This window comes from Nocardiopsis nanhaiensis, from assembly GCF_054778635.1.
Genome location: NZ_BAAGZJ010000036.1, coordinates 15097 through 34730, shown reverse-complemented (window position 1 = coordinate 34730; position 19634 = coordinate 15097). Strand labels below are relative to the sequence as shown.

Annotated in this window: 16 protein-coding genes and 1 tRNA gene; 11 read left to right on the top strand and 6 right to left on the bottom strand. The window is 67.6% G+C overall.

The genetic code is table 11. The features are described from left to right. Positions 1 to 13 precede the first annotated feature (13 nt). Positions 14 to 89 (bottom strand) — tRNA-Arg (locus ACYVD1_RS18190). A 497-nt stretch (positions 90 to 586) separates the two neighbouring features. On the opposite strand from ACYVD1_RS18190, the gene ACYVD1_RS18185 reads away from it, so the two are divergent. Beyond that, the gene (locus tag ACYVD1_RS18185; protein ID WP_460774024.1) at positions 587 to 1483 is read left to right on the top strand and encodes a cobalamin biosynthesis protein; all 897 of its coding nucleotides are present in this window, start codon (positions 587 to 589) and stop codon (positions 1481 to 1483) included. Positions 1484 to 1732: 249 nt separating this feature from the next. Here ACYVD1_RS18185 and ACYVD1_RS18180 read toward each other — a convergent pair whose 3' ends face one another. Further along, positions 1733 to 2245, bottom strand: coding sequence for a hypothetical protein (locus tag ACYVD1_RS18180; protein ID WP_460774020.1), 513 nt, complete (start codon positions 2243 to 2245; stop codon positions 1733 to 1735). Positions 2246 to 2521: 276 nt separating this feature from the next. Between ACYVD1_RS18180 and ACYVD1_RS18175 the strand changes: the two genes are divergently transcribed. From ACYVD1_RS18175 to ACYVD1_RS18165, 3 genes are all read left to right on the top strand, one after another. Next, a complete protein-coding gene (locus ACYVD1_RS18175) occupies positions 2522 to 5407 on the top strand; it encodes a penicillin acylase family protein (protein WP_460774016.1) in 2886 nt (961 codons plus the stop codon). Positions 5408 to 5559: 152 nt separating this feature from the next. Further along, complete coding sequence (locus ACYVD1_RS18170) at positions 5560 to 6030, top strand: NfeD family protein (protein WP_460774013.1); 471 nt, start codon at positions 5560 to 5562, stop codon at positions 6028 to 6030. 220 nt (positions 6031 to 6250) lie between these two features. After that, positions 6251 to 7342 (top strand): SPFH domain-containing protein, encoded by a 1092-nt coding sequence (locus ACYVD1_RS18165; RefSeq protein WP_460774010.1) that lies wholly within the window; start codon positions 6251 to 6253, stop codon positions 7340 to 7342. A gap of 144 nt (positions 7343 to 7486) precedes the next feature. Here ACYVD1_RS18165 and ACYVD1_RS18160 read toward each other — a convergent pair whose 3' ends face one another. Then, the gene (locus tag ACYVD1_RS18160) at positions 7487 to 8452 is read right to left on the bottom strand and encodes a quinone oxidoreductase family protein (RefSeq protein ID WP_460774007.1); all 966 of its coding nucleotides are present in this window, start codon (positions 8450 to 8452) and stop codon (positions 7487 to 7489) included. 70 nt (positions 8453 to 8522) lie between these two features. Beyond that, positions 8523 to 10739, bottom strand: coding sequence for a serine/threonine-protein kinase (locus tag ACYVD1_RS18155; RefSeq protein ID WP_460774004.1), 2217 nt, complete (start codon positions 10737 to 10739; stop codon positions 8523 to 8525). A gap of 343 nt (positions 10740 to 11082) precedes the next feature. On the opposite strand from ACYVD1_RS18155, the gene ACYVD1_RS18150 reads away from it, so the two are divergent. Beyond that, positions 11083 to 11370, top strand: coding sequence for a DUF6504 family protein (locus ACYVD1_RS18150; RefSeq protein ID WP_460774001.1), 288 nt, complete (start codon positions 11083 to 11085; stop codon positions 11368 to 11370). 106 nt (positions 11371 to 11476) lie between these two features. Here ACYVD1_RS18150 and ACYVD1_RS18145 read toward each other — a convergent pair whose 3' ends face one another. Continuing rightward, the gene (locus ACYVD1_RS18145; protein ID WP_460773997.1) at positions 11477 to 12058 is read right to left on the bottom strand and encodes a GNAT family N-acetyltransferase; all 582 of its coding nucleotides are present in this window, start codon (positions 12056 to 12058) and stop codon (positions 11477 to 11479) included. 303 nt (positions 12059 to 12361) lie between these two features. Between ACYVD1_RS18145 and ACYVD1_RS18140 the strand changes: the two genes are divergently transcribed. From ACYVD1_RS18140 to ACYVD1_RS18125, 4 genes are all read left to right on the top strand, one after another. After that, positions 12362 to 12688, top strand: coding sequence for a hypothetical protein (locus ACYVD1_RS18140; RefSeq protein WP_460773994.1), 327 nt, complete (start codon positions 12362 to 12364; stop codon positions 12686 to 12688). 218 nt (positions 12689 to 12906) lie between these two features. Further along, positions 12907 to 13944, top strand: coding sequence for an amidohydrolase family protein (locus ACYVD1_RS18135; protein WP_460773990.1), 1038 nt, complete (start codon positions 12907 to 12909; stop codon positions 13942 to 13944). 49 nt (positions 13945 to 13993) lie between these two features. Further along, a complete protein-coding gene (locus tag ACYVD1_RS18130; RefSeq protein WP_460773986.1) occupies positions 13994 to 15613 on the top strand; it encodes an FAD-dependent monooxygenase in 1620 nt (539 codons plus the stop codon). A gap of 88 nt (positions 15614 to 15701) precedes the next feature. After that, entirely contained in the window at positions 15702 to 16499 is a 798-nt protein-coding gene (locus ACYVD1_RS18125; protein WP_460773984.1) for an IclR family transcriptional regulator, read from the top strand. Positions 16500 to 16697: 198 nt separating this feature from the next. Here ACYVD1_RS18125 and ACYVD1_RS18120 read toward each other — a convergent pair whose 3' ends face one another. Then, entirely contained in the window at positions 16698 to 17537 is an 840-nt protein-coding gene (locus ACYVD1_RS18120) for an IS5 family transposase (protein ID WP_460773981.1), read from the bottom strand. A 232-nt stretch (positions 17538 to 17769) separates the two neighbouring features. Here ACYVD1_RS18120 and ACYVD1_RS18115 point away from each other — a divergent pair, with 232 nt between their 5' ends. Continuing rightward, complete coding sequence (locus ACYVD1_RS18115) at positions 17770 to 18783, top strand: ABC transporter substrate-binding protein (protein ID WP_460773978.1); 1014 nt, start codon at positions 17770 to 17772, stop codon at positions 18781 to 18783. A gap of 143 nt (positions 18784 to 18926) precedes the next feature. Further along, positions 18927 to 19634: an ABC transporter permease gene (locus tag ACYVD1_RS18110; RefSeq protein ID WP_460773975.1), complete on the top strand. Its 708-nt coding sequence runs from the start codon at positions 18927 to 18929 to the stop codon at positions 19632 to 19634.

Genomic DNA, 19634 nt, shown 5'->3' with positions numbered 1-19634 from the left:
ACCTGGGGTTTTGTGGTGCACCCGGCAGGATTCGAACCTGCGGCCGTCGGATTAGAAGTCCGGTGCTCTATCCACTGAGCTACGGGTGCGCGATTGAGTTGTGGCCCGGCGTGGCAGGGCGTGGTGACCGCAGTGTCGCCGGTCGTGGGGCCGGGAAGGCGATCCTACGGTCGGGAAGGCCCGTGCCGTGGTGTCTCTGGTGTCCCGAGCAGACATTCTAGGGTATTCGTCTGATGTCGCTCACGGGAGGGCAAAGCCTCACCAACTACGGTGATTCGTAGTTGCGTCTCGTTACCACGCGCGTTCCACCAAACCGGTCGCTTTGGGCCTCGCGCCCCACGTTACCGGTGATTAACACCTGGTGCGCTGCTGTGCTGCTGGCGTTTCGTCAAGTCCGGGGGCCGCCCCTGGTGAGGGGCGGCCTGCTAGGTCAGAAGATCCACCATTGACCTGCCAGGATCATCAGTGATGCCACAGCGACCAGCATGCGGTCCCCTCCCCGGGTCGACTGTAGGGCGCTCTAGGTGTATGGGCGAATACATTGCGTGGCAAACGTGGTTTTGCTGTGGTTTGGAAACGACAGGGAGTGCTGTTGACTGGGTGGCTGAGACGAGGGCTCGTTGGCGGGTTTCTGCTGGACAGAGCGGTTCCCGACCCTGAGCGAGGGCATCCGGTGGCGCTCTTCGGTGCCGTTGCGGGGCGCTTGGAGCGTTGGCTCTACCGGGACTCGGTGGGGGCCGGTGCGCTCTTCGCGGGCGCGGCCGTCCTGCCGGTGGTTCTGGCGGGATCGCGTGCCCGGGGGACCTTGGCGACGGCGGTGGCCGCGTGGACCGTGCTGGGCGGCAGCATGTTGGGGCGTGAAGCGGAGCGCGTCGCTGACGCTTTGGAAGCAGGCGACTTGGAGCGAGCCCGCGCGTTGGTGAGGGGGCTCTGTGGGCGCGACCCCGAGTTCCTGGACGAGTCCGGGGTCGCCAGGGCCGTGGTGGAATCCGTCGCCGAGAACACGTCGGACGCCGTGGTGGGCCCGTTGGTCTGGGGTTCGCTGTGCGGTGCCGGTGGGCTGGTGGGCTTTCGGGCGGTCAATACCTTGGATGCGATGGTCGGGCACCGGAACGCGCGTTACGAACGCTTCGGGAAGGCCTCCGCGCACCTGGACGACGTGGCCGGGTGGGCGCCCGCGCGGCTGACCGCGCTGCTCGCCGTGCTAGCCGCGCCCGTGGTGGGCGGGGATCCGGGGCGGGCGTGGCGCGTGTGGCGGCGGGACCGCCACGCGCACCCGAGTCCGAACGCCGGGCAGTGCGAAGCCGCTTTCGCCGGCGCGCTGGGGCGCACTCTGGGTGGGACGAACTCGTACGGGGACCGTGAGGAGCGGCGCCCTTTGATGGGAGAAGGGCTTCCGGTTGAGGCGGGCGACATCCGCAGGGCGGTCAGGCTGGCGAAGGCCGTGAACCTCGGTGCTCTGTTGGTGGCGGTGCTCCGGTGAACGCTCCCTCGGGCGGCGGGGGCGGGCCGCGGGTTCGTGGTGGCTTCGGACACCGACGTCGCCGCGGCCCGTGAGTCCCGGCTGGATGCGCTGGGGGATCTAGTGGAACACCACATGGACACCGGTGCCGTCTAGCGGCTGCTGGCCGAGGGTGCCCCGAGGGGTTGCCGGTCATCCCGCCGGGTGGCCCTGCGGCATGATTCAGCGGGGTGTTCCGGTCGGATGTTTTCGGCCTGTGTGGGCCCGGGTTCAGGCCGCGAGCGACCGTGCGTGGTTGACCTGCTGGTTGACGTGGTGCACGTAGGCCTTGTTGTTCACCGGGATCTGGGCCGCGTGGTAGTGACCACCGCCCTGGACGGTGACCTGGATGTGCCCGGTGGTCTTGGTCTCCTTGACCAGCAGGATGAGCAGGCCGAGCAGACAGGTCCACCAGAAGGTGAGGATGGCCGCGATGATCGCCCAGACGGGGGTGGACTGCTCGGTGCGACTCATGTCGGTCACGGTCCACACCGTCCCCCTGATGGGGAAGCGTCCGCCTGGGGTGATCACGGTGTTCTGCGTGATCGCGATGTCCCCGATGGTGTCGAGTGTGGGCTCGTTGGGCACGGGCTGGCCTCCGGTGTCGGCGGCCTGGTAGCCGCCGGTGCCGTAGGGCTCCAACTGGCCGCCGGTGTGCTGCTCAGGGGGCAGCCCCCAGCCGGGGGTCTCGCCGCTGGGCTGTTGCCAGGGTTGCCCCTGATGGGGATTGGGGTGCTGATTCATGGGGGGATTCTGTCAAAGGACGCTTGTATGTCCACTGTCAGTCTCAGTATGAGAACGGGGTGTGGCCGAATGTGGCCAAAGCCGACCGTGCGTGCTGAGTCCTGCACCCCAGGCACGCAGGGATTTTGCCTGGTGTGGCGTGGGTCACTCCAAACCACCCATTTTTCGCCGCCTTGGATCAGGCTGGCCGTAAAACATGAATGTCTTTCGCACTTTCCTTACTCGTGCGTAACATTCGGCTGATCCATCGCCCGCACCCCCAGGTGGTGACAGCACATGCCCCCATCCCTCCGACGACGGCTCCGCACCGGTGCCGTGGGCGCCGCCCTCGCGATCACGGCGTCCACCGTCGCCGCCCTGCCTGCGATACCGGCCTTCGCCGAACCCCCGACCTACGAGGACTACTGCGCGCCCGACGGGTGCCTCGACATCCTCCCGCCCGGCCAGAACGGCAGCGCCACGCTGGCCGAAATCCTCGCCCACCAGGCCTTCGGCACCCGGCCAGAGCACTCCTCCAGCCAGCTCGACATGTACGACGACCTCGTACACCACTACGACGGACTCACCGACGAGGGCCTCGACGACTTCTTCATCGACGCCACCTTCGGCGTGGAAGAGGACGACGTCGGCCGTGAGTACCAACCACGCGACGACGTCACGATCACCCGGGACTCCCACTACGGCATCCCGCACGTCCAAGGCACCACGCGCGAAGGCACCATGTACGGCGCCGGATACGCCGCGGGCGAGGACCGCCTCTTCCTCATGGACGTCCTGCGCCGCGTCGGCAGCGGTGAACTCACCTCCTTCGCCGGAGGCGCGGAGGGCAACCGCGAACTCGAACAGGACCTCTGGAACACCGCCCCGTACACCGAGGAGGAGAAGCAGGCCCAGATCGACCGGGCTGCCACGGAGGGCGGCGAGCGCGGTGAGCAGGCCCTCGCCGACGTCGACGCCTACCTCGAGGGGGTGAACGCCTACGTCGACGACGCCGACAGCGGCCGCTACTTCCCGGGCGAGTACGTCCTGACCGGGCACAAGGACGCCATCACCAACGCCGGGGAGATCGAACACTTCACACCCACGGACGTCGTCGGGATCGCCGCGATGGTCGGCGGCATCTTCGGCGGCGGTGGCGGCGGCGAGGTTCAGGCCGCGATCGTGCTCGCCAACTTCCAGGACCGCTACGGAGCCGAGGAAGGGCTCGAGCTCTGGCACGCCTGGCGTATGGAGAACGACCCAGAAGCCGTGGCCAGCGTCGACGGCGAGTTCCCCTACGCCCAGACCCCCGACGACCCGGTCGGCGAGGTGGCCCCCGACGCCGGCTCCGTGGAGCCCTACGACATAGTCCACGACGAGTACGGATCCGCCGAGTCCGACGCCGCGGCCGATTCGCTCGCCTCCAGCGCCGAAGACGTGCCTGGACCCGACGCGCCCACCGTCGACGAGCTCCCCGAGGAGCAGCAGGCGGAACTCGACGAGATGGTCGAGGACGGCGACCTGTCCGCCGCTGAGGGCATCTTCGACGACGGCGTCCTGCCCGAGGACTTCCTCGACCCGCGCGGGATGTCCAACGCGCTGCTCGTGTCCGGGGAGCACACTGAGAGCGGCAACCCCGTCGCGGTGATGGGGCCCCAGACCGGCTACTTCTCCCCGCAGCTCCTCATGCTCCAGGAACTCCAAGGCCCGGGCATCAGCGCCCGGGGCGCCTCCTTCGCGGGGGTGAGCTTCTACGTGCAGATGGGCCGCGGCGTCGACTACGCCTGGAGTGCCACGTCGGCGGGCCAGGACATCACCGACACCTTCGCGGCCGAACTGTGCGAGACCGACGGTTCCGACCCCGACACGTCCTCGCGTTCCTACGTCGACACGGCGGGGGAGTGTACGGACTTCGAGGAGCTGAGCGTCAGCAACGACTGGACGCCCACCATCGCCGACGGCACGCCCGAGGGCGGATACACGCTCACCTCCCTGCGCTCGGAGTTCGGCCTGGTGCGGTCGTTCGCCACGGTTGACGGCGCACCCGTCGCCTTCACCGAGCTGCGGTCCACCTACATGCGCGAGGTCGACTCGATCCTCGGCTTCCAGCAGTTCAACGACCCCGATGCCATCACCTCGGCGGAGACCTTCACACAGGCCGCCGACGACATCGAGTACGCGTTCAACTGGCACTACGTCGACGACCAGGACATCGCCTTCATCAACTCCGGCGCCAACCCGGTCCGGACCGAGGGCACCAACCCGACCCTGCCGATCGACGCCTACTCCGACTCCGGCTGGTCCGGCTGGGACCCGGTCACCAACGAGGCCGACTACCACCCGCAGGAGGATCACCCGCAGGAGACCAACCCGGACTACATCGTCAATTGGAACAACAAGCCCGCCGACGGGTACACCTCGCCCTGGTCCACCGGTTCGGTGCACCGCAACGATCTGCTGGACACCCGGGTGTCGGACCGGATCGGGGAGGGGCACCAGTTCACGTCGGCCTCGCTGACCGCCACCATGATGGAGGCCGGAGTAGCCGACCTGCGTGCCGAGGAGGTCCTTCCGGTGCTACTGGAGGTGATCGACACCGAGGCGGTGGACGCCCCCGAACTGGCCGAGACGGTGGAGGACCTGCGTGCGTGGAGCGAGTCCGGTTCCCTGCGCCGCGAACCCGAGCGCGACGCCGGGCACTACGACCACGAGGACGCCATCCGCGTGCTGGACGCCTGGTGGCCGCTGCTGGTCGAGGCGCAGTTCGAGCCGGGACTGGGCGAGGACCTGTTCACCGAGCTCAGCCGGGCGGCGTCGATCGACGAGGCGCCGTCGGGCGTAGGCCACGTGGGTTCGGCCTACCAGTACGGCTGGTGGTCCTACGTGGACAAGGACCTGCGCACGGTCCTCGGCCACGACGTCGAAGGGACGCTCGGTGACCAGACCTACTGCGGCGACGGCGATGTCGACTCCTGCCGCACGGTCCTGCTGGACACTCTCGCGGTGGCGGAAGCCACCCCGGAAGGTGAGGTCTACCCCGGTGACGACCACTGCTCGGCCGGTGACCAACTGTGCGCTGACACGGTGATCCACCAGTCGGTCGGCGGCATCGACATGTGGCCCATCGCGTGGCAGAACCGGCCCACGTATCAGCTCGTCTACCAGTTCTCCGGCGGCAGGTAGCCCGGAGCAACGGATGCGGCCCGCGGTGCCCCGAAGCGAACGGGGCGGCGCGGGCCGCAATCGTGTATCCATCTGGCTGATTTTGTGGTGCGCCGGGTCTGTGTGGGTAGCTTAAGGACTACCCGAAACCACAGCGGGAGGGCCACAGAAAAATGCCCTGGCTGATCTGGATCATTCTCGCGGCCGCCCTCGGGGTCGCCGAGTTCTTCACCATGACCTTCGTGCTCGGACTCATCGCGGCTGCCGCACTTGTCGCCGGGCTCCTCGGGGCCATCGGGCTCCCGTTGGTCGTGCAGATCATCGGTTTCCTCGCCGCGGCCGCCGCTGGCCTCGTCCTGGTCAAACCGATCATGGACCGCCAGATCGAGCGCGGACCGGACATCCGTTCCGGAACCGCCGCACTGGTGGGCAAGTCCGGGGTCGTCCTCAAGGAAGTCAACGCCGACGAGGGGAGGGTCAAACTCCAAGGAGAGGAATGGTCGGCACGCTGCCTCGACGAGGACCTCGTGATCCCGGTCGGTGCCCACGTCGACGTCATGGAGATCGACGGGGCGACGGCCGTGGTCTATCCGCGGGAGGCGCTGCCGGAACTGCCCGGGCTGAACCGGCCCGAAGAGAACTGAACCGGTCCGCAGAGCACTGCACCGGTTCGGAGGCAACGAGCAGGACCGAAAGCAGCGAATCGGCACGAAGAGTACTGATCCGACCCGAGGTGGACCGGCGTGGGCAGAACGGCCGCACCGGACCGGCGAGCAGAGTCCGCCACCCGTCACGTCAACGACAGACACCGAGCCCAGCCACAGCCACAGACACGTCCCCCAGACCTAGGCACAGGTGCCGAACGTGGAAAACATACCGTTCATCATTACCGCTGTACTCCTGGTCGCCATCGCTTTGTCGGCGATCCGTATCGTCCCGCAGGCGAGGGCGTACAACATCGAGCGCTTCGGGCGCTACATCCGCACTCTCGACCCCGGCCTGAACTTCATCATCCCGGGCGTCGACCGGGTCAACACCAGGTTCGATCTCCGTGAGCAGGTATTCAGCTCGCGTCCGCAGCCCGTGATCACCGAGGACAACCTCGTGGTCAACATAGACACGGTGCTCTACTACCAGATCACCCAGCCCAAGGCCGCTGCCTACGAGGTCGCCAACTACATCCAGGCCATAGACCAGCTCACTGTCACGACGCTGCGTAACGTCATCGGTTCCATGGACCTGGAGAAGACCCTCACCTCGCGCGAGGAGATCAACACCCGGCTGCGCGGGGTTCTGGACGAGACCACCGGCAAGTGGGGCATCCGCATCAACCGGGTCGAGATCAAGGCGATCGACCCGCCGCCCACCATCAAGGAGGCGATGGAGAAGCAGATGCGGGCCGACCGTGACAAGCGGGCGGCCATCCTGCACGCCGAGGGTGAGCGCCAGTCACGCATCCTCAAGGCCGAGGGCGCCCGCCAGCAGGCCATCCTGGAGGCCCAGGGTGACCAGCAGGCGGCGATCCTGCGGGCCGACGGTGAGGCCAAGGCGATCGAGCGGGTCTTCCAGGCCGTGCACGACAACAACGCCGACGCCAAGCTCCTCGCCTACAAGTACTTGGAGACGCTGCCGAGTCTGGCCGAGGGCGACGGCAACACCTTCTGGGTGATCCCGGGTGAGCTCACCGAGGCGGTCAAGAACGTCAGCCACGCCTTCGCAGGCGATGCCGCCCAGGCCACCCCCTCCACGACCAAGCGGCCCGACGCGGAGGAGGGGGAAGAGGGCGGACCGGCGCAGATCACCGGCCCCGACCCGGCGAAGGCCTCCGCCTCCGCGCAGGCTGCGGCGGACGCGGCCGAAGCTGCGGAAAAGGCGGTCGCGGACGCGCGCGACGATGTCCGCAGGGCGGGCGCGCGCATGGGCCCGCCAGCTCCGGAACAGCGCGAGGGCGACTGACCGCCCCGTAGGTGCGGCAAGTATCTCCGGTGCACAACTGACTTACCGAGGCACAGCGTAAGAACGGCGGTGGCGGCGGGTCCCGAACGGAGGGGCCCGCCACCACCGCCGTGAGGTCTGTGTGCTCGGGCTGTGCCCGGCCGGTCAGACCAGGAGCAGCTTGCCGGTGGTGCCCCGCGCCGCCAGGTCGCTCTGGGCCAGTCCCGCCTCGTCGAGTGCGTACCGACCGCCGATCCGCACATGAAGGCGGTCCTGCTCCACCAGGCCGAAGAGGTCTTCCGTCCGCCCCAGGAGTTCTTGGCGGTCGGCCACGAAGTACGCGAGCGAGGGGCGCGTCAAGTACACCGAACCGGCGCTGTTGAGACGCTGCGGGTCGACGGGGTCCACCGGGCCGCTGGACTGTCCGAACAGCGCCAGTACGCCGCGCGGCCGCAGCGATTCCAGGCTGGCCTCGAAGGTGTCCCGCCCGACCCCGTCGTAGACCGCGGCCACGCCCTCGCCCTTGGTGAGGTCGCGGACGGCCGGGGCCACCGGTGTCTCGGTGTAGCGGATGATCTCGTCGGCACCGGCCTCGCGCGCCACACGCTCCTTGGCGTCGGTGGAGACGGTGCCGATCACCCGGGCACCGCGCGCCTTGGCCAGCTGCGTGATGAGCAGCCCGGTACCGCCTGCTGCGGCGTGCACGAGGACGCTCTCGCCCTCGCCCACCGGGTGTACCGAGTGGGTGAGATAGTGCGCGGTCAGCCCCTGGAGGAGCAGCGCAGCGGCCTGTTCGGTGGATACCGCGTCGGGCAGGGGAACCAGAAGGGACGCAGGCACCACTGCCCGGTCGGCGTACCCGCCCGGGGCCATCGCCCAGCCGACCCGCTGGCCCACCCGCAGGTCGCTCACGCCTTCCCCGAGGCCGGCGACCACACCGGCGGCCTCCATTCCGGGGATGTGGGGCAGGGAGATCTTGTAGGCGCCGCTGCGCTGGTAGATGTCGATGAAGTTGACGCCTCTGGCCTCGACGTCCACGAGCACTTCGCCGGTGCCCGGCACGGGGTCGTCGGCGTCGGCCAGGCGCAGCACTTCGGGGCCGCCGTTCTCCTCGATCACGATCGCGCGCATGGTTCTCCTCACTGGGGGACGGGTGCTGGAGCGACTGCGAGGACCGGAAACGGACCGCGGCCCGGTGAGCTCAGTCCTCGACGTTGATCCTGTACAGAGCGTAGTCCGTGAACGCGGCGGCGAGCGGTTCCGTTCCGGCGGAAGGGCGCATGACGGCACCGACCCGGCGCCGGTCCTCGTCGTCGAGGTCGCCGTCGTCCGGAAGCGGGTTCTCGTCCGTGGCGGAGACCACGAGGCTGTCGTTGACCCACATGTTCAGGTCCATGTACGGGTCCTCGCCCTCCTCGTTCACGTATTCGCAGGAGAGCTTGAGGTTGTTGGTGACCAGGTCGGCCACCTGCACGTCGTAGGGCAGGCCCGTCACGGAGGAGCGCTCGTCGTAGAGGTCGAAGGTCTCGAAGCCCCCCACGTCCGTGGTTTCGGCGAGCGCGTTGTTGCCGCTCTCCTCGGTCACCCTGCGGATCTGCGCCTCCTCCCCGTCGAAGCGCAGCAGTGCCTCGTACTGGGTGCGCTCCTCCTCGCCGTCCTGGTCCCAGCACCGAACACCGACCTGTCCCTCGCCGGGCCCGTCCAGAGCGGCGACGTTGGTTTCGATGAGGACTTGCTCGGGGGTCTCCCGTTCGAACGGGACGACCACCCCGCGGGAAGGGTTGGAGTCGGGGTCGAGCTGGAACACCATCGCGTTCTGCTCCTCCCAGTGACCGTCCGAGTCCTCGGGGTCGCCCTGGTCGAAGGAACGGTTGCTGATCCAGTCGGGATCGGTGGCGAAATCGGTGGCGTAGATGCTGGTGATGTCCTCGGGAGTAGCCTCCGAACCGGACAACAGAGCCGTGGCTCCCACACCGATCAGCAGCACCACCGCGGCCGCCGCGCCGCCGATGAGCACCAGTCTGCGCCGCCCACCGGCGGACCCGTCGGCCCCGTTGGCAGCGGTTTGAGCGGTCGGGGGCTGGCCGGGGCCGCCCGAGCCGCCCTGTGCTCCGAAGACCGCCTGGCCATGGGCTGGCGACTGCCCGTGTGGGGGGTGTCCCATCTGCTGGGACCGCGGAACGGGCGGTTGACCGCCGCTCGGACCGTACGGGCCCTGGGGGTAGTGGCTGTGCGGTCCCTGCGGACCAGGGCCGCCCTGCCCCATGCCCTGCTGGGGCGGCAGGTTCGGGTTGTGGAACTGGCCCTGCTGGGGAGCGTTTCCCGGGGGGTAGGGCTTGCCCTGCTGAGGAGGTGGCATCTGCGGGTCGTGCGGTGCCGGCGGATGCGCCTGGGTGGACTGAACGCCGGCCTGCGTGGGCTGGTCACCGGTCTCGGTGGGCTGACCGGCAGGTGGGGTGGAACCACCGGCGGGTGCCTGTCCCTGCCCCGCCTGGGTTTCCTCGGGTGGCAGGCCGGGCACGGGGGCGCTGCTCGGCGGCGCCCACGAGGTGCTGATCGTGCGCCGCACCTCGGACTCCTCCGGCTCCGACTGGCCGGTCAGCCGGGCCAGGATCTGCTGCGAGGTGGGCCGGTTCCCGGGCTCCTTGTCGAGGGCGGAGCTCACTAGGTCGAACAGGCTCGGGTCGAGCCCGTCCAGTTTCGGCGGTGCCGAGGAGATGTTGTGCAGGACGGCGGGCACCGTGGCGGCGTCGAAGGGTGCCTTGCCGGTCCCGGCGAAGGTGACCAGGCAGCCCCAGGCGAAGATGTCCGCGGCCGCGGTGGCCTGCTCGCCCAGGATCAGCTCGGGTGCCATGTAGGAGGGAGTGCCCATGAGCTGGCTGGACCGGGTTACCGCGCCACCGGTGTCGTCCAGGGCCCGGGCGATGCCGAAGTCGATCACCTTGGGGCCGACAGGGGAGAGGAGGACGTTGGCCGGCTTGAGGTCGCGGTGGACGATACCCGAACCGTGGATGGCGGTGAGCGCGGCCGCCACCCCCATCGCCAGGCCCTCCAGAGTGCCGCCGTGCATCGGTGTTCCGCCGCGGACCGCCTCGTCGAGATTGGGGCCGGGCACGTACTCGGAGGCGATGAAGAGGGGCTCGCCCTCCAAACGGGCGTCGATGACCCCGGCGGTGGAGAAGCGGGCGACGCGTCGGGCGGAGTCCACCTCTCGGGCGAAGCGCAGCCGGAAGGATTCGTCGTCCGCCAGGTCCGGGTGGATGAGTTTGATGGCGACGGAGCGCTCGGTGGCGTCCTTGGCGAGGTACACGGTGCCCATGCCACCGCGTCCGAGGCGGCTGACGATGCGGTAACCGTCGAGTTCGCGTGGGTCCCCCGCGCGTAGGGGTTTGCCGCTTTCGTGCCCGTTGGACGTCACAGTTGGGGGTCCCTTGTATGGATCGTGAGTTTCGCGCTTATCAGCGTACCGATGCCGATACGCGGACAGGTTCTGGTGGTCCTCGGTCCGACGGGGCGTGGGCTGCGGCCGAGCGGGGGACCGAGGCCGGGGCGCTCTGTGGTGCCGGTGGTGACAGAGCTGGTGCTGAGAGCCGGTGCTATTTGAGGTGATGCCGGAAACGGGGAAACAGTTCCCTAGAAGCCTCACCTTCGCTATCATTCGAATGTGTGTTCGAACGCCTGGCCGTACTTCCCCACGGGCGGGCCACCCGGCGGCGCGCCTTCCCGCGCGGCCGGACGCTGAGGCAAACAGGAGCGGGTCGATGTTGAGGGGAACAGTCGTGGGGCGGTACTACGGGGCGGAGGTCACGGTCGTGGAGGACAACGGGCGGCCCACCCGTTTCACTTGGGACGGCAGGGTCTACGGGGTGCGCAGGATCCTCGACTACTGGGTCACTCTGCGCCGCGACTGGACACCCGGTGAGGGGTCCCAGGTGCCCGAGCGCAGGCACTGGCGGGTGGAGGCAGGGTCCGCCTACTCGCAGGGCGTGTACGAACTGTGCCATGACACGAACGCGGAGGAGTGGCTGCTCTCCCGGGTCTGGGGTTGAGCGGCCCGCGCCTCCCGTTGGTCCCCGCTGGCTTCGGGCCGGAGAGCACCGGAGGGCATCAGCGGCCGGTGGGGCCGGAGATCGACGGGGTCGGCAGCCGATGAGGTCAGTGGCCGACCAGGTCGGAGGGGATGAGGCCGTACACCGCCAAGTCGGCACGGCCCTTGTGGAGCGGCATCGCGTTGCGCTCCACACCCTCGCGGACGAACCCGGCGGACTCGGCCACCCGGCGCGAAGCGGTGTTCCCGCTGGCCGCCTTGAGTTCCACGCGCTGGAATCCCTGGTCGATGGCCCAACGGGAGACGGCCACGACCGCCTCGGCGGCGTAGCCCTGGCCACGGCCCCAGGGTGAGATCCAGTAGCCGGTCTCCGTGACCATGGCCGGCCACTGCGTGCGCAGCAGGGCCACCGACCCGACGAAGCGGTCGGTCTCCGCTTCCACTACGGCCCAGTGCTGGCCGTCGCCGCCGGTCCGGACGGACGGTGCGACGTGCAGGCAGAACTGCTCGGCGTTCTCTCGGGTGTAGGCCTCCCCGGGGGCGGGGATCGGGATCCAGCGCTGCAGCTCGGTGTCCGCGCATGAGGCGTACACGTCGTCGATGTCGCGCTCGAGGATCGAGCGCAGACGGAGGCGGTCGGTCTCGAGGATGACCGCGGGCATGATCGGGGAGCTCTGAACGGTGGCCATGTTGGGAGTCCCCTCTGTGCTTCGACGTGCCAGCGCCTCACCGGCGTGGATCACCATACGCGCCTGCGTTCCGGGTGGAACAACGGGCTTCCCGCCCGCCGGGGCCAGGCCCAGTCTTCGGTGGGCGTCCCAGGCGGACGGCACACACGGGTGCTGGACGGGCGTGCCGGGGGGTGTCAAAGCGCGTGTCAGCGCCAGCCGTCGATCACGCGCTGGCGGATCGCCGTGTCGAACACCTCGGCGAAGGCGCCCCCCGGGCACTCCGTGGAGAGCCAGTCACGGTGCCGGGCCACCGACCCGGCTTTGGCTGCGACCGAGGCGTGCTGCGCCCCGAGAGCCTTGGCGCAGCCCGACGCCTGGGCCAGGGCGACGGCCGGTCACCGAGAAGAGCTCGCTGCGGCGTTGAGCGGGCTCGGCCTGTCCGTCGTCCCCGCTGTGAAGGCCTCGTTCCTGCTGGTCAGAGCGCCCAACGCGGAAGAACTCAGGCCAAGGCTGGGGGCGCGCGGCATCGCGGTTCGCCGCGGCGACACCTTTCCGGGGCTGGTACGGGAGTGGTTCCGTGTGGCCGTACGGGAACCGGGTACTCAGCGCGTGGCCGTGGAGGCCTTGAAGTGGTTGCTGGCGGGCTGACCGGCGCCCGGCCGGGCGAACTTCGGGTGGGGCGGAAAGCGGTGGACTGGGCCTGCCGATCTGGTGAACGGCCGTCAGGCCCAGTCCACTTCCAGGGTGGTCGGGTGGGCTCCCGTGTCGTGTCCCTTGACGTTAAGGAGGCGTCTATCTAAGGTGGCTATCAATATATAGAAACTGACTCTCATATTATGAGAGTATCCCTAGCGGTGGGAGGCCGTATGGGCGACTACGTGAAGATCGACGCTTTCTGCCACCTCATGCCGCGCGAGTACTACGATCAGTTTTTTCGGCTTGATGTCGGCCCGCATGCGCGTAACCTGCGCAAACGAGTCTCCAACATCCCGGCGCTGGTCGACATGGACGTTCGGTTCGCGCAGATGGACGAGTTCGGCGACTACCGGCAGATCATCAATATCGCCGCGCCTCCGGTCGAGACCCTCGGTTCGCCCAAGGTCTCCAGGGAGATGTCGCGGATCGGCAATGAGGCGATGGCGGAGCTCGTCCGCAAGCACCCGGACCGCTTCGTAGGGTTCACGGCCTGTGTCCCCATGGACGACCCCGACGCCGCCGTCGAGGAACTCGACTACGCGGTCGGAGAGCTGGGCGCCTTGGGCGCGCAGATCTACACCCACGTCAACGATGAGCCGATGGACCAGCCCGTCTTCGATCCCTTCTATGCGCGGGTCGCCGAGCTCGGAAAGCTCCTACAGGTTCACCCTTGTCGGAGCTCCGAGTGGGCCGACTACCCGACCGAGGACCGGTCCAAGTACGAGATCTGGTGGACCTTCGGTTGGGAGTACGACCTTTCGGCGTTCATGGCCCGCATGGTTTTCTCCGGGGTCTTGGAGCGCTACCCGGACTTGAAGATGCTCATCCATCACGGGGGCAGCATGGTCCCCCACTTCGCTGGCCGCGTGGGACCCGGCTGGGACCAGTTGGGTGCCCGCACCCCGGAGCACCAGAAGGGCGACATCGAGGGGGCCGAACTGACCAGGCGGCCGATCGACTACTTCCGGATGATGTACGCCGACACCGCTATGTTCGGTGCGGCGCACGCGCTACGGTGCTCAATCGATTTCTACGGCGTCGACCACGTGCTGTTCTCCTCGGACAGCCCTTACGACCCCGAGCGCGGTCCGGGGTACATCCGCGCCACGATCAAGAACCTCGAAGAGATCGGTCTCAGTGACACCGAGCGCGAAGCGATCTTCCATGGGAACGTCAGCCGCCTCCTTGGGTTGAACGTCACGAAGTGAGGCTGGGAGCCCCTGTCGCCTTGTGGTTGCCAACCCAGGAGGTACTCAGATGAACCACACACAGGTGTTGATCGTCGGCGCGGGACCGGTCGGCCTGACCCTGGCTCTCGAACTGGGGCAGCAGGGCGTCGCCTGCCGTGTCGTAGACAAACGGCCCGCTCCTGGCTTCCTGCCGAAGATGGAGCGCTGTAACGCGCGGACCATGGAGATCTACCGCAGACTAGGGCTCGCCGAGCGTATCCGTGAGGCTGGCTTGGACAACGACATCCCGATGGACGTCTTCATATGTGCCGTCGATATCACCAGACCCCCGCTGGTGCACCACGAGTACCCCTCGGTGAATGCCCTCAAGGAGCGTAGCGCGGCCTGTCGTGACGGTTCGGAACCAGCAGAGCCGTACCAGTTGATATCCCAATACACGCTGGAACCACTTCTCGTTGAGGAGGCCCGCAAGACCCCCGGGGTGGAGGTCGAGTTCGACAGTGAACTGGTCTCCCTCGATGACCACGGGGACTCCGTGACCGCCGCGGTGGTCTCAGCCGACGGGCAGCTGCGACGCATGGGTTCCGACTACCTGGTCGGGTGCGACGGAGCGGCGAGTACCGTCCGCCGGGAGCTGGGGATCGATCTCGAAGGCGACTCCCTGTTGGAACTCAGACAGGCACTGTTCTACTCCGAGGACCTCTTCGACAGAATCCCCATCGGTCGGGGGCGTCACTACCACGTGGCGGACGACCGGTCCTCCTTCCTGATCGTGCAGGACGACACCAGGCACTTCTCCCTGCACGCCACGGTTGAATCCGACGAGGAGATGCCGCGCCTCTTCGAGGAAATCGTAGGGATGGACGTCTCCTACGAGACCCTCTACGTCGGCAAATGGCGCCAGCGGCTCATGGTCGCCGAGCGCTACCGCCAGGGCAGGGTCCTGATGGCGGGCGACGCGGTCCACCTGGTCATCCCCACGGGTGGCCTCGGGATGAACACGGGGGCCGGTGACGCGAGTGACCTGGGGTGGAAGCTGGCGGCCGTCCTCCAAGGGTGGGGCGGCGAGCACCTCCTCGACTCATACGAAGCCGAACGGCGCCCCATCGGTATCCGCAATGTCGCGGCCTCCCGCAAGGCTGCTAAGGGAAGGCGCGCCTGGCGCTCGCTCTGGGAACCGGAGATCACGGACGATACCGCGGAGGGGCAGCGGGTCCGGACCCGGCTCGCAGAGCGAGCCGACCTCGAACAAAGGTGGAGCAACGACCTCTTGGGCATCGAGATGGGATACCGGTACGTCGGTTCCCCCCTGACCTGTGACGAGGTGGGAGGCCCCGATCCCGATAGTTTCCGCTATGTACCGACCACTTGGCCGGGCGCGCGCCTGCCGAACGTGTGGCTGCGCGACGGTCGGGCCCTCCAAGACGCGGTGGGGCGCGAGTACACCCTCCTGAGAGTTGGGGAGGGCAAATCGGTGGACACAAGCGCCGTCGAGAGGGCCTACGTGGACTTGGGAATCCCGTTCTCGGTATTGGACGTGGATTCAGAGGACGCCGCATCCGTTTTCGGTTGCGCGCTGGTACTCGTCCGCCCGGACCTGCACGTCGTGTGGCGCGGCAACGGACCGCCGGAAGAGCCGGTCAGCGTTGCCCTGCGGAGCGCAGGCCACGTAGGTGCCAAGAGTTAGGCTGGACTTCGGGTGTGGCTGGCCGACCGGTCCGGATCGCGGGTCCGTGCGCGCCGCCCGGAGTATCAGACCGACAGAGGGGAACAGGATGGCTAAGCCCGGCTCTGAGGTCGGTGAACAGGGCGGTGTGAGCTTGAAGGAGGCGAACAAGCGAACCGCGGGCGCCAGTAGTGCGCGCAGGGTCCTGGAGCTGCTGCTGTCGTTCTCTGAACGCCGTCCCCGCGCGACCGTGGCCGAGCTCTCCGAACTCTCGGGCGCCCCCATCGCGACCACCTACCGGCACGTCGCCCTCCTCAAAGAGTTGCGGCTTCTCGAGGAGGGGCCGGACAACCATTACCACCTGACCTCCCAGGTCATGCCCTTGGCGCGCGCCGCGCAGATGGTCAACGACCACGCTCGACTCGCCAGGCCGACCATGGTGGTGGCCAGTGAGGAGTTGGGGGAGACGGTAATGCTGTTGCAGCCGGCCGGTGAGACGGCCGTGTGCGTGGAGCGGGTGGAGTGCGACAGGCCCATGCGCTTCACGTTCGAACCAGGTCACTCACTACCGCTCGGTTACGGAGCGTCCGGGAAGATGCTTCTGGCGTGCCTGCCGGAGAAGGCGCGCAGCGCACTTCTGGAACGTGTCGACACCGCCGCTCGCGTTGAACTCCTGGAGGAGCTGGCCCTCGCGCGAGAGCGCGGATACGCGTTGAGTTCGAGCGAGATAGACGAAGGGGTCTGGGCGTGCTCGGTACCCGTGGTCGACTCGGGCAGCTCTTCGGCGGTCCTTACCGTCGCCGGTCCTCAGGTTCGAATGCGGCCAGAACACCGAGAAACGGTCCGTGAGCGCCTGCAGGAGCACGCGAAGGAGATTCGGCAAAGAATCTCCACTTTCTCCCTCTAGGGCCTATTTGTGCCGATTTATGGGGCGTCTGCTGAAAGCCAGCGGGCGCCCCTTTCGTATGCGCGGGAAGGCTCGTCCTGTGCTTTCCCACAGTGAGGCGAGCCTGCTCGGGATCCCTTTGTGCGGATCCGTGGCTCTTTCGCCTCAGGCAGGCTTGACGTGAGTGACCTGCATCACTTAGAGCGTGTTTGAGAAGGGTCAGGAAACGCGGTCCTCGCTCGTCCAGGCACGCTGGCGAACGGCATCTCGTCCTCGGGCGAGGCGGCGGGCCATCTGGCCGATCGCGGCCCAGCGCACCATGGCCTCGGACACCGCGGGGTCGCGCTCGTAGTCCCTGGCCAAACGCCGGTGAGCGGTCAACCACGCCAGCGAGCGCTCCACCACCCACCTGCGCGGGATCACCGCGAACCCCACCTGTCCGGGAGCCTTGCGCACGATGTGCACCGTTGTGGCCACGAACCTCTCGGCCCAGGCCACCAGCCGTCCTGCAAACCCTGCATCGGCGAACACGAACCGCACCGGCGTGCACAAGTACAGGCTCAACAAGGTGGTCCTGGCCCCGTCACGATCTTGGACCGAGGCGGCCATCACGCACACCACCAGCAACAACCCCAGAGTGTCAGTGACGATGAACCGCTTGCGGCCGTTGACCTTCTTGCCCGCGTCATAGCCCCGGGTGGGCTGGCCGACGGTGTCGGCACCCTTCGTGCTCTGGGAATCGACGATCCCCGCCGAGGGCTCGTCCCCACGTCCTTGCGCTGTGCGCACCCGGCGGCGCAACACAGCCATGACCTGCTCGGTCACCTTGGCTTCCTCCCAGCGGGAGAAGTACCAATACACGGTCTGCCAGGGAGGGAAGTCCACCGGCAGGTGCCGCCAGGAGCAGCCCGTGCGCACCACGTAGAGGATCGCGTCCACCACGTCGCGGCGGGGGTGCTTCTCAGGTCGGCCGCCGGTGTTGGCCGGCGGGAGCAGGGGCTCGATCAAGGCCCACTGGTCATCGGTCAGGTCAGAGGGGTAGGTCGGACGTCGCGACATGTTGGCCATGCTCGCGACCCGACAGCAACAGTGCGGGCGAAGTGCCCGGACCGTTACCCACCCTTCTCAAACACGCTCTTAGCTTAATCTCACTATAAAATAGATAATTATCACATAGTGATAATTATTCCGGTATCAGGTTCTCCAGAGTCCGTGGAAGCGGAGTAGCGCCCTCCTCCGGGCATGCGCCTCGGCCGCCGCAGGCTGAAAACCTGGTGTGAGAGGAGCTGCCATGGTTCATCTGACACGCCGCTCGGCATTGTTGGCCGCGGCGGCGCTCGCGGCGGCCGGATGTACACGGAGCAACGACCGGCCTTCCACGGACACGGTTCGAATGACCACCGGTGCGAGCACCATCACTGATTTCGACGACTATGTGGCGGATGCCCTGGGTCTGTACGACCGGCACGGAGTGACCGTGGACCGGATTGAGACACAGACGGCCGCCCAGTCAGTGCAACTGCTCGCGACTGGTGACGCCGATATCGGCCGGGGCCTGCCCAACGCGATCCAGGCCCGAGGCCGGACGGCTGGACGACTCGACTTCGTCTCAGTGGCCGACCCGATGCTGAGACCCCCCTTCGTCATGGTCACCAGCGGCCCTACTGGCTGGGATGCCCTGCGCGGCACGAAGGTGGGGGTCTCCTCGGTGACCGACCAGACCACGGTGGTCACCGCTGGGGCACTGAAACAGCTCGATGTGCCTGCGGGCGACGTCGAGCTCATCCCCGCAGGCGGTACGGGAAGCCGCTTGGCAGCACTCGACGCCGGGGGCATAGACGCGAGCCTGCTTCTGCCGCCGGTCAACTTCGAGGCGGAGCCGCTGGGGCTCAGGGAGATGTCCTATCTGCCCACCGACCTTGGGGAGAAGTGGCAGTTCTCCTTCACCGCACTGCTCACCAGCGAAACCTGGGCGGGGCGCAACGACGAACTCCTCATCAGGTTCCTCCAGGCCAGGGACGATGCGCTCCGGTGGTTGGCGGACAGCAGCAACGCGGATCAAGCCGCGGACATTCTCGCCGAGTACACCGACACCGAGATCGGGGAGGCCGAAAAGACCTACGAGCTGGTTTACGGATCGGAGGTGGCCTCGTTCGCTGACCGCATCGCTGTGTCGCCGAAGGCCGCCGAAGGAGCCTTTACCGGCCTGGAGGCAACAGACCTGTACACCTCCGCCGACACCACGGTTGAGGACGTCACTGAGGACACGTACGCCGCTGAGGCCCGACGGAGGAACGACACATGAGCGACGAAGCGGATACCAGAACCAGACAGAGGCCGGAAGCTGCTGCGGCCCCGGGAGGGGCGGCCAAACGGAGCCATGCGGTGGCAACCGCTCCACAGCGGACGAAACTCATCGGAGCGGCTTCCGTCACGGGTGGGGTTCTGATGTGGGAGGTGGGAGCGCGGCTCTTCTTCGACCCGCTCTTCCTCCCGCCACCCAGCGCCGTGTTCGTCCGGTTCCTCGAGCTCCTGGCGGACGGAACGCTCCTGCGTGACATCGGAGTCTCGGGGCAGGCCTATCTCCTGGGCCTGGTCATCGCCCTCGGTGTAGGTGTGACGGTTGGCCTCGCCATGGCGGCGTCGACGCTGGTACGCGACATCTTCGACCCATGGGTCTCAGCACTGAACGCCACCCCGACGATCGCGCTGGCTCCGCTGTTCATCCTGATCCTCGGCCTGGGGGTGGGTTCCAAGGTCGCGATCTGCGCCATCGTGATGGTTTTCCCGATCCTGATCAACACCTACTACGGCTTCTCCAACACCGATCGGCAGTTGGAGGAGGCGGCGCGCGCCTACTCTGCCTCGCCCCGGCAGGTACTCCTCAAGGTGAAGCTGCCCATGGCGCTGCCGTCGTTCATCGCAGGACTGCGGCTGGCCGCAGCCCACGGGCTCGTGGGAATCGTGGTCTCCGAGCTGTTCGGGGCGAACGCCGGGATCGGGCTGCTGATCCAGACATCGGCGGAGACCTTCGACACCAGGGCGCTGTTCGTCGGGATCTCCATTCTCGGAGTCTTCGGTGTGACCATCACCTACCTGCTCATCTGGGTCGAGCGGCGAGTCGGCCGCTGGCGCGTCGAATCCTCGGAGGGATAA

Excerpts from the sequence above, each read along its gene's own strand:
- ACYVD1_RS18180 (WP_460774020.1), bottom strand. The coding sequence starts at position 2,245 with ATGAATCAGCACCCCAATCCCCATCAGGGGCAACCCTGGCAACAGCCC.
- ACYVD1_RS18175 (WP_460774016.1), top strand. The coding sequence starts at position 2,522 with ATGCCCCCATCCCTCCGACGACGGCTCCGCACCGGTGCCGTGGGCGCC.
- ACYVD1_RS18170 (WP_460774013.1), top strand. The coding sequence starts at position 5,560 with ATGCCCTGGCTGATCTGGATCATTCTCGCGGCCGCCCTCGGGGTCGCC.
- ACYVD1_RS18160 (WP_460774007.1), bottom strand. The coding sequence starts at position 8,452 with ATGCGCGCGATCGTGATCGAGGAGAACGGCGGCCCCGAAGTGCTGCGC.
- ACYVD1_RS18150 (WP_460774001.1), top strand. The coding sequence starts at position 11,083 with ATGTTGAGGGGAACAGTCGTGGGGCGGTACTACGGGGCGGAGGTCACG.
- ACYVD1_RS18145 (WP_460773997.1), bottom strand. The coding sequence starts at position 12,058 with ATGGCCACCGTTCAGAGCTCCCCGATCATGCCCGCGGTCATCCTCGAG.
- ACYVD1_RS18135 (WP_460773990.1), top strand. The coding sequence starts at position 12,907 with ATGGGCGACTACGTGAAGATCGACGCTTTCTGCCACCTCATGCCGCGC.
- ACYVD1_RS18130 (WP_460773986.1), top strand. The coding sequence starts at position 13,994 with ATGAACCACACACAGGTGTTGATCGTCGGCGCGGGACCGGTCGGCCTG.
- ACYVD1_RS18125 (WP_460773984.1), top strand. The coding sequence starts at position 15,702 with ATGGCTAAGCCCGGCTCTGAGGTCGGTGAACAGGGCGGTGTGAGCTTG.
- ACYVD1_RS18120 (WP_460773981.1), bottom strand. The coding sequence starts at position 17,537 with ATGTCGCGACGTCCGACCTACCCCTCTGACCTGACCGATGACCAGTGG.
- ACYVD1_RS18115 (WP_460773978.1), top strand. The coding sequence starts at position 17,770 with ATGGTTCATCTGACACGCCGCTCGGCATTGTTGGCCGCGGCGGCGCTC.
- ACYVD1_RS18110 (WP_460773975.1), top strand. The coding sequence starts at position 18,927 with ATGTGGGAGGTGGGAGCGCGGCTCTTCTTCGACCCGCTCTTCCTCCCG.